The 13,820-nt window shown below is 62.8% G+C and carries 17 protein-coding genes; 11 read left to right on the plus strand and 6 right to left on the minus strand.

Features of this window, described 5'->3' with window-relative positions:
- Positions 1 to 16: 16 nt before the first annotated feature.
- Positions 17 to 475, plus strand: coding sequence for a redox-sensitive transcriptional activator SoxR (gene soxR, locus ACKLNA_RS19070; protein WP_085710691.1), 459 nt, complete (start codon positions 17 to 19; stop codon positions 473 to 475).
- Between the two features lie 36 nt (positions 476 to 511).
- On the opposite strand, the gene ACKLNA_RS19075 is transcribed toward soxR, so the two are convergent.
- From ACKLNA_RS19075 to ACKLNA_RS19085, 3 genes are all read right to left on the minus strand, one after another.
- A complete protein-coding gene (locus tag ACKLNA_RS19075; protein WP_039770347.1) occupies positions 512 to 1,282 on the minus strand; it encodes a MetQ/NlpA family ABC transporter substrate-binding protein in 771 nt (256 codons plus the stop codon).
- 72 nt (positions 1,283 to 1,354) lie between these two features.
- Entirely contained in the window at positions 1,355 to 2,020 is a 666-nt protein-coding gene (locus tag ACKLNA_RS19080) for a methionine ABC transporter permease (RefSeq protein ID WP_114884461.1), read from the minus strand.
- A gap of 2 nt (positions 2,021 to 2,022) precedes the next feature.
- Complete coding sequence (locus ACKLNA_RS19085) at positions 2,023 to 3,237, minus strand: SfnB family sulfur acquisition oxidoreductase (protein ID WP_408986745.1); 1,215 nt, start codon at positions 3,235 to 3,237, stop codon at positions 2,023 to 2,025.
- A 259-nt stretch (positions 3,238 to 3,496) separates the two neighbouring features.
- Between ACKLNA_RS19085 and ACKLNA_RS19090 the strand changes: the two genes are divergently transcribed.
- From ACKLNA_RS19090 to ACKLNA_RS19135, 10 genes are all read left to right on the plus strand, one after another.
- The gene (locus ACKLNA_RS19090; RefSeq protein WP_085710695.1) at positions 3,497 to 3,958 is read left to right on the plus strand and encodes a VOC family protein; all 462 of its coding nucleotides are present in this window, start codon (positions 3,497 to 3,499) and stop codon (positions 3,956 to 3,958) included.
- Between the two features lie 139 nt (positions 3,959 to 4,097).
- A complete protein-coding gene (locus ACKLNA_RS19095) occupies positions 4,098 to 4,973 on the plus strand; it encodes an alpha/beta fold hydrolase (RefSeq protein WP_408986746.1) in 876 nt (291 codons plus the stop codon).
- A 283-nt stretch (positions 4,974 to 5,256) separates the two neighbouring features.
- Entirely contained in the window at positions 5,257 to 6,456 is a 1,200-nt protein-coding gene (locus ACKLNA_RS19100) for a PepSY-associated TM helix domain-containing protein (protein ID WP_408986747.1), read from the plus strand.
- Complete coding sequence (locus ACKLNA_RS19105; protein WP_408986748.1) at positions 6,453 to 6,995, plus strand: thiamine pyrophosphate-binding protein; 543 nt, start codon at positions 6,453 to 6,455, stop codon at positions 6,993 to 6,995. The genes ACKLNA_RS19100 and ACKLNA_RS19105 overlap by 4 nt, the downstream gene beginning before the upstream one ends.
- 20 nt (positions 6,996 to 7,015) lie before the next feature.
- The gene (locus tag ACKLNA_RS19110) at positions 7,016 to 7,324 is read left to right on the plus strand and encodes a hypothetical protein (RefSeq protein WP_408986932.1); all 309 of its coding nucleotides are present in this window, start codon (positions 7,016 to 7,018) and stop codon (positions 7,322 to 7,324) included.
- Positions 7,321 to 7,887: a DUF6162 family protein gene (locus ACKLNA_RS19115; protein ID WP_408986749.1), complete on the plus strand. Its 567-nt coding sequence runs from the start codon at positions 7,321 to 7,323 to the stop codon at positions 7,885 to 7,887. The genes ACKLNA_RS19110 and ACKLNA_RS19115 overlap by 4 nt, the downstream gene beginning before the upstream one ends.
- Positions 7,888 to 7,922: 35 nt before the next feature.
- Positions 7,923 to 8,852: a metal ABC transporter substrate-binding protein gene (locus ACKLNA_RS19120; protein ID WP_408986750.1), complete on the plus strand. Its 930-nt coding sequence runs from the start codon at positions 7,923 to 7,925 to the stop codon at positions 8,850 to 8,852.
- Complete coding sequence (locus tag ACKLNA_RS19125) at positions 8,849 to 9,592, plus strand: metal ABC transporter ATP-binding protein (RefSeq protein WP_408986751.1); 744 nt, start codon at positions 8,849 to 8,851, stop codon at positions 9,590 to 9,592. Before ACKLNA_RS19120 ends, ACKLNA_RS19125 begins: the two co-directional genes overlap by 4 nt.
- Positions 9,592 to 10,491, plus strand: a complete 900-nt coding sequence (locus ACKLNA_RS19130; RefSeq protein WP_119429585.1) for a metal ABC transporter permease — start codon at positions 9,592 to 9,594, stop codon at positions 10,489 to 10,491. The genes ACKLNA_RS19125 and ACKLNA_RS19130 overlap by 1 nt, the downstream gene beginning before the upstream one ends.
- Positions 10,492 to 11,391 (plus strand): metal ABC transporter substrate-binding protein, encoded by a 900-nt coding sequence (locus tag ACKLNA_RS19135; protein WP_408986752.1) that lies wholly within the window; start codon positions 10,492 to 10,494, stop codon positions 11,389 to 11,391.
- A gap of 71 nt (positions 11,392 to 11,462) precedes the next feature.
- Here ACKLNA_RS19135 and ACKLNA_RS19140 read toward each other — a convergent pair whose 3' ends face one another.
- From ACKLNA_RS19140 to ACKLNA_RS19150, 3 genes are all read right to left on the minus strand, one after another.
- Entirely contained in the window at positions 11,463 to 11,687 is a 225-nt protein-coding gene (locus tag ACKLNA_RS19140; RefSeq protein ID WP_065257038.1) for an MbtH family protein, read from the minus strand.
- Positions 11,688 to 11,770: 83 nt separating this feature from the next.
- Positions 11,771 to 13,183, minus strand: coding sequence for an aspartate aminotransferase family protein (locus tag ACKLNA_RS19145; RefSeq protein WP_192552118.1), 1,413 nt, complete (start codon positions 13,181 to 13,183; stop codon positions 11,771 to 11,773).
- 143 nt (positions 13,184 to 13,326) lie between these two features.
- Positions 13,327 to 13,812 carry a GNAT family N-acetyltransferase gene (locus ACKLNA_RS19150; RefSeq protein WP_408986753.1) on the minus strand — a complete coding sequence of 162 codons (486 nt, stop codon included), beginning with the start codon at positions 13,810 to 13,812 and terminating at the stop codon, positions 13,327 to 13,329.
- Between the last annotated feature and the right edge of the window lie 8 nt (positions 13,813 to 13,820).

Genomic DNA, 13,820 nt, shown 5'->3' on the forward strand with positions numbered 1-13,820 from the left:
AAGGGGCAATTTTCAAATGGTCACAGCGGAAAATCTGCACAGGCAACTCACCGTCGGCGAAGTCGCGGCCCGCAGTGGTGTCGCCGTCACCGCCCTGCATTTCTATGAATCCAAAGGTTTGATCAAAAGCCAGCGCAATGCCGGCAACCAGCGCCGGTATCCACGGGAGGTGCTGCGCCGGGTGGCGCTGATCAAGGTGGCGCAACGGCTGGGCATTCCGCTGGCAGAAATCGGCGAGGCGTTGAAACAGTTGCCGGACAACCGCGCGCCGACAGCGGCGGACTGGAAAGTATTGTCGGAGCAATGGCGGCGGGAGCTGGACGAGCGGATCAATCAGCTGATGCTTCTGCGGGATCGGCTGACCGGTTGTATCGGCTGCGGCTGCCTGTCGATGGAGGCCTGTCCGCTGCGCAATCAGGGCGATGTGCTGGGCGAGCAAGGGCCGGGAGCGCACTTTCTCGATGTCCCGGATTGACGGCCCCCACGGCATGGGAACCGTCAAATCGATCAATCAGAAGCCCGGCGCAATCTGCCCTTTGTAGCGGGTCAAAATGAACTGACGCACCTCATCGGAGTTCAACGCCTTGGCCAGTTTCTGCAGGCCCGGGTCGTTGATGTTGTCGGGGCGCGCGACCAGAAACTCGATGTACAGGCTCTTGCCCTTCTCGACGATCAGCGCACTGTTGGTGTCGATCCCGGCTTCCAGCGCGTAGTTGGCGAACACGAAGGCCAGGTCCACCTGGCTGACGGAACGGGCCAGCAACGCGCCTTCCAGTTCACGGATTTTCAGGTGCTTGGGGTTTTCGACGATGTCGCGCTGGGTGGCCAGGGTATTGCTTGGATCCTTGAGTTTGATCAGCCCCGCCTCGTGCAACAGCACCAGGGCGCGACCGGTGTTCACCGGGTCATTGGGAATCGACACGCTGGCACCGTCCTTCAGCTCCGAGATGTTTTTGATCTTGGTCGAGTAAGCACCAAACGGCTCGATGTGCACGCCGACCACAGGCACCAGATCGGTGTGGCGGGTCTTGTTGAAATCATCGAGAAACGGCCGGTACTGGTAGTAGTTGGCGTCGAGGTTTTTCAGCGCCAGTTGCTGGTTGGGCTGGATGAAATCGGTGAAGACCTTGATGTCCAGATCCACGCCTTCCTTGGCCAGGGTCGGTTTGACGAACTCGAGGATTTCCGCGTGCGGCACCGGGGTGGCACCGACGATCAGTTTTTCATTGGCATGGGCGCCGAACGACAGAACGGCAGCCAGTACGGCCAGGGTCTTTTTCATGCTGTGCTCCAAGGCAGATTTGAGTGGCCGTCGTGGGGTGGACGTGGGGCCTTTATGGGATGAACTGTTTTTTCAGCGGCGGCTGTAGTGCGCCACCAGTCGGTCGCCGGTCATTTGCAGGGCCTGCACCAGAATCAGCAGCAACACCACGGTGACCACCATCACGTCGGTCTGAAACCGTTGATAGCCGAAGCGGATCGCCAGATCGCCGAGCCCGCCGCCACCGATCACGCCAGCCATGGCCGTGTAATCCACCAGCACGATGGCGGTCACCGTCACCGCCGCCAGCAACCCGCCGCGGGCTTCCGGCAACAACGTGTGGCGGATGATCTGCCAGGTGTTGGCGCCCATGGCCTGGGTCGCCTCGACCACGCCGCGATCGACTTCGCGCAACGCGGTTTCCACCAGTCGCGCAAAGAACGGTGTGCAGCCAACCACTAGCGGCGGAATGGTTCCGGGCACGCCCAGCGAGGTGCCCACCAGCAACGTGGTCAGCGGAATCAGCACGATCAGCAGAATGATGAACGGCAGCGAACGCAGCATGTTCACGATCACCGACAGCACCCGGTACACGCCGACCGTTTCATGCAACTGGCGCTTGCCGGTGAGAAACAGCAGCAGCCCCAGCGGCAAGCCCAGCAACACCGTGAACAGCAACGCCGCGCCGAGCATGCTCAACGTATCGAGACAGGCCTGGGCGATGTCGGCCCAGTAAATGTGTTTGAACCACTCGGCCATGATCAGGACCAGTCGTGGCGTGGCGGTTTGACGCCGTTGAGCAGCCAGTTGCCGACCACGTGGTATTTCCAGCGCACCGGGTCATGCAGGGTATGGACCCGGGCGTTGCGCCAGTGGCGGTCGAAGTTGTGCTTCTTCAGGGTCGAACGGGTGCCACCCAGTTCGAAAAGCTTGTTGCTGGCTTCGATGGCGATTTCGGTGGTCAGCACTTTGGCCTTGGCCACGGCCAGGGAGGCCAGCGCGACGTTGTCTTCATCGGGTGCCGGGCGTGCGGCGTCGAGCGCCCAACCGGCCCGTTCGAGCAAGGCTTCGGCGGCTTCCAGACGGATTTCCAGTGCGCCGATCTGAATGATCGTCAGCGGATCTTCGCTGGCCTTGTCCACCCCGGCGTCGATCCATGGCCGGGCAAACTGACGGACGAACTCAACCGTGTCCCGCAGCGCCGCCCGGGCAATGCCGGCGTCGATGGCGGCAGTGGTCAACTGGGCGAACGGCCCGGCCAGGGTCGGGCTCTCGTAGGAACGGTACGTCGGGAACAGATTGAACGGCGCCACCTGCAAGTCTTCCGCCAGCACGGTCCCGCTGGACGTGGTGCGCTGGCCGATGCTGTCCCAGTCGTCGACGATCACCAGCCCTTTTGTGCCGCGCTCGACGAAAGCCAATTGGCCCTTCTGTTCCTCATCCAGCGCCAGCACCGCCAGCCAGTGGGCGTAGAGCGAACCGGTGCAGTAGCCCTTGCGGCCATTGATCACGTAGCCGTCGCCATATCGACGGATCGTGGTCTGGATGTCCTGCACGTTCTTGCCTCCGGTTTCCGACAGCGCATTGGCAAAGCGATGACCTTGCAGCGCCAGCTCAAAAAAATGCGCCTGCTGTGCGAGCGTGCCTTGCAGACGGATGTCTTCGAGCAGGCAGTAATGGTTCTGTGGGATCTGCCCGAGGGACGGATCGGCGGCGGAAATGATCGCGATCACCTGTGCCAGCACCGCACAGGACACCTGCGCGCCGCCGTGCTCCTTCGGCACGGTGATGCCCCACAGGCCACTGTTGGAATACAGATCGACGATTTCGGCGGGCACTTCACGGTGGCGGTCACGCTCGGCGGCGTGCTCCTGCAAAACGGCGGCGACCTGTGCGGCCACGCGCAAGGCTTCGGCGTCGTCGGCGATCCGATGGGCGGCCGGCGGGTTGATCGGATAAACGGCAGATTCAGACATGGATGACTCTCGGTATCGGTGTTGTACCGGGTCATTGCAGCTTCTGTGCCTGACTGGTAGCCCTTGTCTGACGCGGCTTTCAACGGCTATCAACAGATACTGGCGATAAAAACCCGCGCATTCTGTTGCTTCACTGTCGATGGCTGAACACTGCTCGTCGGCTACTCGTTCATGGCAGCGCGACGGATCTATAGTTGAGCGACCGGAAACCCCGGCGAAGGCAAACCTTCAGTCACTCATAAAAAAAGGGAGTACCGCCATGAGCGTCCAACCCATCCCGGAGGGGTACCACAGCGTGACCCCGTATCTCGGCATCCATAAGGCCGCCGAGGCCATCGATTTCTATAAAAAGGCGTTCGGTGCCACCGAAGTCATGCGCCTGAGCATGCCTGACGGTCGCGTCGGCCACTGCGAACTGCGCATCGGCGACAGCGCGATCATGCTGGGCACACCGTGCGACCAGGGACCATTGAGCAACCCGGACAGCGCCGTGTCCGTCGGTCTGCATCTGTACGTGACCGATGTCGACAAGTCGTTCCAGCGTGCACTGGATGCCGGGGCGAAGGCAGTGTCCGAGGTCAAGGATCAGTTCTACGGCGATCGCAGCGGTACGTTGAAAGATCCCTACGGGCATCTGTGGTTCCTGGCCACGCGCAAGGAAGACCTGACCCAGGAGCAGATCGAACAGCGGGCGAAGGAAATGTTTCAGCAGGCTCAGTAACCACGATTCTCCATTCCCGCGCCGCGCGCGGGGATGGGTGAACACGATTCATGAACCGTCGAACCACGCTTCACGCCTTGTCATGAACGCCCGGCGATTTCAGGATGCAGGTCAACCGCCTGAATAAAGGATCAACCCGATGTTTGCCGGATTCGTCAAAGACCAGCGCCACGTCAATGGCGTGGACATCACCTATCGCCTCGGCGGCAGCGGCCCGGGCCTGTTGCTGTTGCACGGGCACCCGCAGACCCACGTCATCTGGCACAAGGTCGCCGAGCAACTGGCCGAACATTTCACCGTGGTCGCCGCCGACCTGCGCGGTTACGGCGACAGCAGCCGACCGCCCGCCGATGATCGGCACGCCCACTATTCCAAACGGGAAATGGCCCGCGACGGCGTGGAACTGATGAAGGCGCTGGGCTTTACGCAGTTCTCGATCCTCGCCCACGACCGTGGCGCCCGGGTCGCCCATCGCCTGGCCCTCGACCATCCCGACGCCGTGCAGCGCATGGTGCTGCTGGACATCGCGCCGACCCTGGCGATGTACAGCCAGACCAACGAAGCCTTCGCCCGGGCCTACTGGCACTGGTTTTTCCTGATCCGCCCGGCGCCGCTGCCGGAAACCCTGATCGAGGCCGATCCCGAAGCCTACCTGCGCAGCGTCATGGGCAGCCGCAGTGCCGGGCTCAAGCCGTTCACTGACGAAGCGTTCGCCGAATACCTGCGCTGCCTGAGCCTGCCCGGCAGTGCTCGCGGCATCTGCGAGGACTACCGGGCCAGTGCCGCTATCGATCTGGAACATGACCGGGCCGACCTCGATGCCGGCCATCAGCTAAGCCTGCCGCTGCTGGTGCTGTGGGGCGCCGAAGGCACGGTCGGTCGTTGCTTCGATCCACTCAGGGAATGGCAGCAGGTGGCCACCGACGTGTGCGGCAAGTCCTTGCCCGCCGGGCATTACCTCGCAGAAGAAGTGCCCGAGCTGTTGCTCGCCGAGGCGCTGCCGTTCCTGCGCTGATTCGCCGCCAAAAAGATCAACACAATACCGTGTGGGAGCGAGCTTGCTCGCGATGACGGTGTATCTGTGACATTCAAGCTGTCTGACACGACGCTATCGCGAGCAAGCTCGCTCCCACAAGAAACATTTACTTTCATATCCTTCATCGGGATTTGCTTCAGTCATCCGTCTTATAGAGATGCGGGCCAGTCGCGTAGGCAAAAGCCACGACCGGCCCTTCAGGGACTCCCGTGCTGCGAAGCCCGTAGCGCCGAGCCCCCTCACTGAATCAAGACCCGTCATCATGTCGAAGAAATCCCGCTCGAAACTGTGGTTCCTCGTACACAGCTGGCTGGCGTTGCCGATCTGGTTTTTTGTCCTGATTGTCTGCGTCACCGGCACCCTGGCGGTGGTCAGCCAGGAAATCGTCTGGCTGGCCAACCCGCAGATGCGCGCCAGCGCTCCTTCGGACGACGCACCTCGTCTGAGTTACGACCAGATCCTCGCCGAAATCAAAAAAGCCGAACCGCAGACCGTGGTGCAAAGCATCAACCGGCCAGATGAATCGCACTTTGCCCTCGATGTCGACGTCAGCTATCCCGACGGCCGTTCGCTGACGGTCTACGTCAACCCGTACACCGGCGTTATCCAGGGCACCGCCCCGAACTTCAACTTCAAGGCTTTCACCCGCGCGCTGCATGGCTGGTGGCTGGTGCCGTTCACCAACGGTTTCAGCTGGGGCTGGTATCTGGTGTCGTTCCTCGGCCTGCCGATGCTCGCTTCGCTGGTGACCGGGCTGGTGGTTTACAAACGTTTCTGGAAAGGCTTCTTCCGCCCGACTTTGCGCTTCAATCACGGTGCACGGATCTTCTGGGGCGACTTTCATCGCTTGAGCGGCATCTGGTCGATCTGGTTCATCGCAGTGATTTCAATCACCGGCACCTGGTTCCTGATCCAGGCACTGCTGGCGGACAACCAGATCTCCATTTCCAGCGAGCCGATCATTCCGGCCATGTCCCGCGAAGCCGTGCCGCAGTCGAACGATGGTTCTCCGCCGCCACGTATCAGCCTCGACCGCGCCATCGAAATCACCCAGACGAAAATCCCCGGCTTCGAAGCCAGTTTCATCAGCCTGCCAGGCAATGCCTACGCGCATCTGGATATCGGCGGACGCGGCTGGTATCCGCTGATGTACCAGACCGCCACGCTCAACCCGTATAGCGGTGATGTGGCGGCTTCGCGGCTGCTTTCCGATCGCACGTCGCTGGAGTTCGTCACCGAATCCATGCGTCCGCTGCATACCGGCGATTTTGGCGGCCTGTGGATCAAGCTGATCTGGTTCTTTTTCGGCCTGCTGCTGAGCATGATGGTCCTCAGCGGGTTGTTGATCTGGACCAAACGCACCGCACTGGCCACCGCCAACGCCCTCAAGCGCGAGCACAAAAAACAGCGCGTCCAGGCGCAACCGGCCCTGCGCCGTGAAACGTCGGAGGTGAACCTGTGAGCAAGCCCACTACCGGGGCTCAGCCTTCACGGCTGAGCGTGATCTGGCACAAATGGCGCTTCCACATCAACGTGCTGTTGCTGCTGATCCCATTGGGCTTCATGCCCAAATACTTCGCCGACGCCTCGCTGTTTCGCGGTGACAGCGGACTGGGTGAACGGGAGATCGGCGAAATCCAGGTCGGTCCCTGGAGCCTGCGACTGGCCGAACTGCGCAATGAGGCACCGAACCTGAGCGGGCCGGCCGGCTACATGAAAGATTTCAGCGCCGCTCTCTGCGACGCCTGTGTCGACCACGTCAAGGCGACCTACCTGCGCATCGGCAAACCCCGCAGCTTACGGGCGGCCGGAGTGATTTTCTTCGGCACACCGTACCGCATGGGCACCCAGTTGCCGGTGCCGGAAAAGACCGCCGCCGACGCCGAGCTGTGGATCACCATGGAAGGCTGGGACGGCAGCATGCACCAGGCCTCGATTCCGCTGAGCCAGGCCTCACCCGCCACCCTTGCCTGGTTGAACAAACAAGGAGCCAAACCATGAGCCGTCCTTTCCACCCGATCATGAATGCTGCCTTGCTGGCGCTGTGTGCCGGTTTCAGCGCCAGCGCCCTGGCCCACAATCCGATGTGCGAGTGCAAGGCCATCGATGCCGAACAGATCAAATGCACTGGCGGTTTCTCCGACGGCAGCGGCGCGCCGGGGGTGACCCTCGATGTGATCGGTTACGACGAGACCGTTCTGGTGCCGGGCAAGCTCGGCGCCGATTCGACCCTGACCTTCAAGAAACCCGGCGCCGAATTCTACGTGCTGTTCGACGCCGGCCCCGGCCATGTGGTCGAAATCGACCAAGCGGATATCGAAGCCCCATGACCACGCCGACCACTCAAATCGTGCGCCCTGCCGGCGCCGGCCATGAAACCCTCAATGTGCTGCTGATGTGCCTGCTGATCCTCGCGGTCGCCGGCTCCGTGGTGGCATGGCGCGGTGTTTCCCACGAACCGGAGCCGGTTGCCAGCCATCAACTGGATGCCCGCCGCGACCTCGTTGCCAGCGAGCAAGGCATCTACGCCGACCTGCGAGTAACCCTCGACGAAATCCAATTGTTGCGCGAAGAACAGCAAAAGCTGCCAAACCCGCAGAACCTGGCGGATGAAGGTTTCGCACCGTTCGCCCAGGACGCCAGCTCTGTGAGTCGTGGCGGCCATGCCTGGCAATTGCTGGCCGACGGCGCCTATTTCGGCCACAGCCAGGCACCGGCCGTGGCCGGCTCGTTTCTGATGCGCCTGAATGACGCCGCGCCGGACATCTGGCTCAACCGCGCCGCCGATGTGCCAGCGCCGACAGACCTGTCCGACGCGGCACTGACCGCGGCCGGATGGAAACAGATCATCGCGCAATTCGATGCCGGGGTAACCCGCGAACATCGTCATTGAACCCTCGCCTTCATTCGAGAGAAGACCGCTTGCCCATGCCCAGTTCATCTCAACGCCGCCCCTTCCTGCGCCTGCTGCTGATCGGCCTGTGCACGTGCCTGCTGAGCCCGCTGGCCAGCGCCGATCTGGCCAAACGCCTGCGCATCGGCATCACCCTGCACCCTTATTACAGCTATGTGGCGAACATCGTCGGCGACAAGGCCGATGTCGTGCCGCTGATTCCCGCCGGTTTCAACCCCCACGCCTACGAGCCCCGGGCCGAAGACATCAAACGCATCAGCGGGCTGGACGTGATCGTGCTCAACGGCGTCGGCCATGACGACTTCGCCGACCGCATGATCGCCGCCAGCGAAACGCCGGACATCAAGACCATCGAAGCCAACGAAAACGTGCCGCTGCTGGCCGCCACCGGAGTTGCGGCGCGCGGTGCCGGCAAAGTGGTGAACCCGCACACATTCCTGTCGATCAGTGCCTCGATTGCCCAGGTCAACAACATCGCCCGGGAGCTGGGCAAGCTCGACCCGGACAACGCCAGGACCTACACCCAGAACGCCCGCGCCTACGGCAAACGCCTGCGGCAGATGCGCGCCGACGCCCTGGCCAAACTGACCCAGGCGCCGAACGCCGAACTGCGGGTTGCCACCGTTCACGCGGCTTACGACTACCTGCTGCGTGAGTTCGGCCTGGAAGTAACGGCGGTGGTCGAGCCGGCCCACGGCATCGAGCCAAGCCCGAGCCAGTTGAAGAAAACCATCGACCAACTGCGGGAACTGGACGTGAAGGTGATCTTCTCCGAGATGGATTTCCCCTCCACCTACGTCGAGACCATTCAGCGCGAATCCGGTGTGAAGCTGTACCCGCTGTCGCACATTTCCTACGGCGAATACACCGTCGACAAGTACGAAAAGGAAATGACCGGCAACCTCGACACCGTGGTTCGGGCGATTCAGGAGTCCGGCGCATGACGGCACAGGAAAACCTCTCGATCGTCAGCAGTGGCCCGGCCCTGGAATTTGCCGAGATCAGCCTGACGCTGGGTCGTACCACGATTCTGGACAAGGTCAGCTTCCAGGTGCAGCCCGGTCACGTGCATGCGCTGGTCGGCCCCAACGGCGGCGGCAAAAGTTCGCTGATCAAGACCCTGCTCGGGCAGATGCCGCATCAGGGCCGGCTCAGTCTGCAATGGCCGGGGGAGCCCGGCACCATCGGCTATGTGCCGCAGGCGCTGGAATTCGACCGGGGCCTGCCGATGACCGTCGACGACTTCATGGCTGCCATGTGCCAGCGCCGCCCGGCGTTTCTCGGCCTGAGCAAACGCTACGCCGGCGCCATCGGTGATGCGCTGGAGCGGGTGGGCATGCAGGACAAGCGCAAGCGCCGGATGGGCGCGCTGTCCGGTGGTGAACGCCAGCGGGTGCTGCTCGCCCAAGGCCTGATCCCGGCCCCTCAACTGTTGGTGCTGGATGAACCGATGTCGGCCCTCGACGAAGCCGGGATCCAGGTGTTCGAACGCCTGCTCGGCGACTGGCGCGCGGCGGGCATCACCGTGCTGTGGATCGAGCACGACCTGGAAGCCGTCGGGCGTCTGGCCAATCGCGTCACCGGCCTCAACCGCCGGGTGCTGTTCGACGCCACGCCGCAGCAGGCGCTGACCCCGGAACGCCTGCTGACCCTGTTCTCGACCCATCCACGGAGCGCTGCCTGATGAGTTACGAAGCCTTTCGTTTGATGGTGCAAGGCTGGGCCTCATCCGGTTACCTGCCGGAAGCCCTGGCCTACGGTTTTGTGGTCAATGCGCTGCTGGCCGGTCTGCTGATCGGCCCGGTACTGGGTGGTCTCGGTACGCTGGTGGTGGTCAAGCGCTTCGCGTTTTTCTCCGAAGCAGTCGGTCACGCGGCGTTGACCGGCGTGGCCATCGGCATTCTGCTCGGTGAGCCCTACACCGGGCCGTACGGCAGCCTGTTCGGCTACTGCCTGCTGTTCGGCATTCTGCTCAATTACCTGCGTAACCGCACCGGCCTGGCCCCGGACACGTTGATCGGCGTGTTCCTGTCGGTGTCTCTGGCGCTGGGCGCCAGCCTGCTGCTGATCCTCGCGGGCAAGATCAACGTGCACATTCTGGAAAACGTACTGTTCGGCTCGGTGCTGACGGTCAACGGCAATGATCTGGCGGTGCTGGCCATCGTCGGTTCGCTGGTGATGGCGCTGGCGTTGCCGCTGTACAACCGCATCATGCTCGCCAGTTTCAACCCGCAACTGGCAGCGGTGCGCGGCGTCGCGGTAAAGACCCTGGATTACCTGTTCGTGATTCTGGTGACCCTGATTACCGTCGCGGCGGTGAAAGTCATCGGCGCGATTCTGGTCGGGGCCCTGCTGGTGATTCCGGCGGCGGCCGCGCGTTTGCTCAGCCAGTCGCTCAAGGGCTTTTTCTGGTGTTCGGTGCTGATCGCCACGGTCAGCACGCTGTGCGGGATTCTCGCGCCCATCGTCTTCGATCTGCCGATTCCGTCCGGCGCCGCAATCATCCTCGTCGCCGGTATCGGCTTCGCCCTCGCGGCCATTGCCCGGGGCATCGTCCCCAGTCTGAAAGGGAACCTTGGATAAATGTCTTTTTCATTGCGACAACTTGCCCTGGCCATCGCCCTCAGCGGCGCTGTCTCCAGCCCATTGCTGGCCGCCGAAAAACCCGTGCGCGTGTTGGCCTCGCTGCCGATCACCTACGGTTTGGGCGAAGTGCTGCTCAAGGGCACCGACATCAGCCTCGAACGCGCGGCACCGGCGAACCTGCCGGGCAGCCGTCAGTCCGCCTACTTCACCGGGCGCGGCGCTCCGGCACTGGACAAGCTGGCCAGCGGCGCCGATGCAGTGATCGGCGTGCGCTCGCTGTGGGCCGATGACCCGCTATACCCGATGGCCCGACGCAGCAACATCCGCATCGTCGAAGTCGACGCCGCCCGTCCTGTAGACGGCGCCCTGCCCGGCATTGCCGTGCAACCGGGGCTGAAAGTCGACGGCCTGAACAGCCAGCCGTGGCTGGCCAGCAACAACATGGGACGCATGGCTGATGTGATGGCGGCGGATCTGGTGCGTCTGGCGCCGAAGGACAAACCGAAGATCGAGGCCAACCTGGCGGCGCTGAAACAGCGCCTGCTGAAGCTCAGTGCCGACAGTGAAGCGCGTCTGGCCAGTGCCGACAATTTGAGCGTGCTCAGCCTGAGCGATCATTTCGGCTATCTGATCGGCAGTCTGAATCTGGAGTTGGTCGGGCAGGATCCGCGACCGGACGCTGAATGGACGCCGGAAGACCTGAAAAAACTGACTGCAACGCTCAAGGACAACAACGTGGCGCTGGTGCTGCACCATCGGCAGCCGTCGGATGCGCTGAAAGCGGCGATTGCCGAGTCGGGCAGCCGTCTGCTGGTGCTAAGCACCGATGCGGCGGATCCGGTGGCTGAACTGGAAGGGAATGTGGATGCGCTGCTCAAGGGTTTGAGCGGCGCATAACACCGAACCTCCGGAAATGAAAAAACCCGCTGACTGTTTCCAGTCCAGCGGGTTTCTTTTTGGCCGGCGACTTACTGTGCAGCCGCTTGCGCTTCCATCTTCTGACGCAGGCTCAGCGGGCGCATGTCGGTCCAGACTTCTTCGATGTAGGCCAGGCATTCTTTCTTCATGCCGCTCTTGCCCACGGTGCGCCAGCCTTCCGGGATGGCCTTGTAATCCGGCCAGATCGAGTACTGCTCTTCGTGGTTGACCACGACTTGAAAGAGGATGTCCTCGCGGTCGAATACTGACGTCATGCTGTGTCTCCATCGTTGTAGGGGTGGGCTGCACGGCGGGTGCAGCCGGGTATGTAGAAGGAACGTTCGGCGCGGCGAAAAATTTACAGGGCGGCGGTCGCGGCACTCAGCGCACGGCCGAAGATCTCGGCGACGCGGTCGATTTCGGCGGCGGTGATCACCAGCGGTGGCAGGAATCGCACCACCGCACCATGTCGCCCGCCCAATTCCAGAATCAGGCCACGCTTGAGGCATTCGCGCTGCACCAGCGGCGCCAGGCGCGCAAACGCAGGTGGATGACCCAGTGCATCCGGTGCACCGTTCGGATCCACCAGCTCGACACCGAGCATCAGGCCACGACCGCGAATATCGCCCAATTGCGGGAAGTCACGCTGCAGGATGTGCAGGTGCTCACTCAGGCGTTCGCCCATGGCGGCGGCGTGTTCGCAGACCTTGTGCTCGACCAGGTAACGCATCACTGCGGAACCGGCGGCCATCGCCATCTGATTGCCACGGAAGGTGCCGGCATGGGCGCCCGGCTGCCAGGTGTCGAGCCAGTCGCGATAGACCACCACCGCCAGCGGCAGGCTGCCGCCGATAGCTTTGGACAGCACCACCACGTCCGGGGTGATGCCGGCGTGCTCGAAGGCGAACATTTTGCCGGTGCGGGCGAAGCCGCTCTGGATCTCGTCGACGATCAACGCGACGCCGGCCTTCTCGGTGATGCGACGCAGGCCGCGCAGCCACTCGATGTCCGCCGGGATCACCCCGCCCTCGCCCTGCACTGCCTCGACGATCACCGCCGCCGGCAGCTGCACACCGGCCTCCGGGTCATTGAGCAGGTTTTCCAGGTAACTCAGATTGGCCTTCACGCCCGCCGCGCCACCGAGGCCGAACGGGCAACGGTAGTCATAAGGGAACGGCATGAACTGCACGCCGTTGCTGAGCAGCGCGCCCAACGGTTTCTTCGGCCCCAGGCTGCCCATCAGGCTCAACGCGCCCTGGCTCATGCCGTGGTAACCGCCGGAGAACGACAGCACCGTGCTGCGGCCAGTGGCGGTACGCACCAGCTTCAGCGCGGCTTCCACGGCGTCGGTGCCGGTCGGGCCGCAGAACTGGATTTTCGCTTCCTTGGCCAATGCTGGAGGCAGCAGGCCGAACAGGTCCTGAACAAACTGGTCCTTCACCGGCGTGGTCAGGTCCAGGGTGTGCAGCGGCAACTCATCGGCCAGCACCTGCTGGATCGCCTCGATCACCACTGGGTGGTTATGCCCCAGCGCCAACGTGCCGGCACCCGCCAGGCAATCGATGAAGGTACGCCCCTCGACGTCTTCGACGTACAGCCCCTTGGCACGCTTCAGCGCCAGCGGAATGCGACGCGGGTAACTGCGGGCATTGGATTCCTGCTGGCTCTGGCGTGCCAGCAGCGGCGATTCATTGAACTGATACAGCGTTTCCGCCGGCGCGGAGGCGATCCGGGCCGACGACTCTTCGATAAGGCTGGTGGCGACTGACATCTCTCGACCCCTCAATTCGCTATGGATAGTGACCAAAACTGCACACCGCACAGGTGCGCGTTCCGGTCCCGGGGCGCACATGCAGGTTTTCCTGTTCTGGAAACGCACCAGCACGTCGAGGATTTACACCCTTGAGCGAGTTGTCATGCCGACAGCGGCAACGACTTGTGCATCGGCAGGCTGCGCATGCCGTGGCGAATGAGTGGCGGCGCCGATTCGCGATAGCCCAGACGTCGATAAAAGGCTTCACCGGTGCGGGTGCTGGTGAGCACTGAACGGGCGCTGCCGCGAGTCAGCAGCCAGCCTTCAAGGTCAGTCATCAGCGCCCGGCCGACGCCCCGGCGAAACCATTCCGGCTGCACATGACACAGCGTGATATCGCCATTGGCCAGCGCCATGCCGACGCCAATGGGTCGGCCCTGCATCAAGGCAATATTCAGATAGCGCTGCGGATCGGCGAGCCAGGCACTGATGTGGTCGGGCGATTGCTGACGGATCCAGAGATCCACAAGGTGGGGGTCATTACGATGGTCGAGCGCACAACCGACGCGAATCGAACGCTCGACGATGCGGCTGATGATGCCGGTATCGGCCGCAGTGGCCGGGCAAATGTAGATGGATGCATCCATGGCGCTGT

This window comes from Pseudomonas sp. UV AK001, from assembly GCF_046097675.1.
Classification (GTDB): Bacteria; Pseudomonadota; Gammaproteobacteria; order Pseudomonadales; family Pseudomonadaceae; genus Aquipseudomonas; species Aquipseudomonas kribbensis.

What these genes read in the sequence shown, in the direction of transcription:
- soxR (WP_085710691.1), top strand. Translation starts at nt 17, where the DNA reads ATGGTCACAGCGGAAAATCTGCACAGGCAACTCACCGTCGGCGAAGTC.
- ACKLNA_RS19075 (WP_039770347.1), bottom strand. Translation starts at nt 1,282, where the DNA reads ATGAAAAAGACCCTGGCCGTACTGGCTGCCGTTCTGTCGTTCGGCGCC.
- ACKLNA_RS19080 (WP_114884461.1), bottom strand. Translation starts at nt 2,020, where the DNA reads ATGGCCGAGTGGTTCAAACACATTTACTGGGCCGACATCGCCCAGGCC.
- ACKLNA_RS19085 (WP_408986745.1), bottom strand. Translation starts at nt 3,237, where the DNA reads ATGTCTGAATCTGCCGTTTATCCGATCAACCCGCCGGCCGCCCATCGG.
- ACKLNA_RS19090 (WP_085710695.1), top strand. Translation starts at nt 3,497, where the DNA reads ATGAGCGTCCAACCCATCCCGGAGGGGTACCACAGCGTGACCCCGTAT.
- ACKLNA_RS19095 (WP_408986746.1), top strand. Translation starts at nt 4,098, where the DNA reads ATGTTTGCCGGATTCGTCAAAGACCAGCGCCACGTCAATGGCGTGGAC.
- ACKLNA_RS19100 (WP_408986747.1), top strand. Translation starts at nt 5,257, where the DNA reads ATGTCGAAGAAATCCCGCTCGAAACTGTGGTTCCTCGTACACAGCTGG.
- ACKLNA_RS19110 (WP_408986932.1), top strand. Translation starts at nt 7,016, where the DNA reads ATGAATGCTGCCTTGCTGGCGCTGTGTGCCGGTTTCAGCGCCAGCGCC.
- ACKLNA_RS19115 (WP_408986749.1), top strand. Translation starts at nt 7,321, where the DNA reads ATGACCACGCCGACCACTCAAATCGTGCGCCCTGCCGGCGCCGGCCAT.
- ACKLNA_RS19120 (WP_408986750.1), top strand. Translation starts at nt 7,923, where the DNA reads ATGCCCAGTTCATCTCAACGCCGCCCCTTCCTGCGCCTGCTGCTGATC.
- ACKLNA_RS19125 (WP_408986751.1), top strand. Translation starts at nt 8,849, where the DNA reads ATGACGGCACAGGAAAACCTCTCGATCGTCAGCAGTGGCCCGGCCCTG.
- ACKLNA_RS19130 (WP_119429585.1), top strand. Translation starts at nt 9,592, where the DNA reads ATGAGTTACGAAGCCTTTCGTTTGATGGTGCAAGGCTGGGCCTCATCC.
- ACKLNA_RS19135 (WP_408986752.1), top strand. Translation starts at nt 10,492, where the DNA reads ATGTCTTTTTCATTGCGACAACTTGCCCTGGCCATCGCCCTCAGCGGC.
- ACKLNA_RS19140 (WP_065257038.1), bottom strand. Translation starts at nt 11,687, where the DNA reads ATGACGTCAGTATTCGACCGCGAGGACATCCTCTTTCAAGTCGTGGTC.
- ACKLNA_RS19145 (WP_192552118.1), bottom strand. Translation starts at nt 13,183, where the DNA reads ATGTCAGTCGCCACCAGCCTTATCGAAGAGTCGTCGGCCCGGATCGCC.
- ACKLNA_RS19150 (WP_408986753.1), bottom strand. Translation starts at nt 13,812, where the DNA reads ATGGATGCATCCATCTACATTTGCCCGGCCACTGCGGCCGATACCGGC.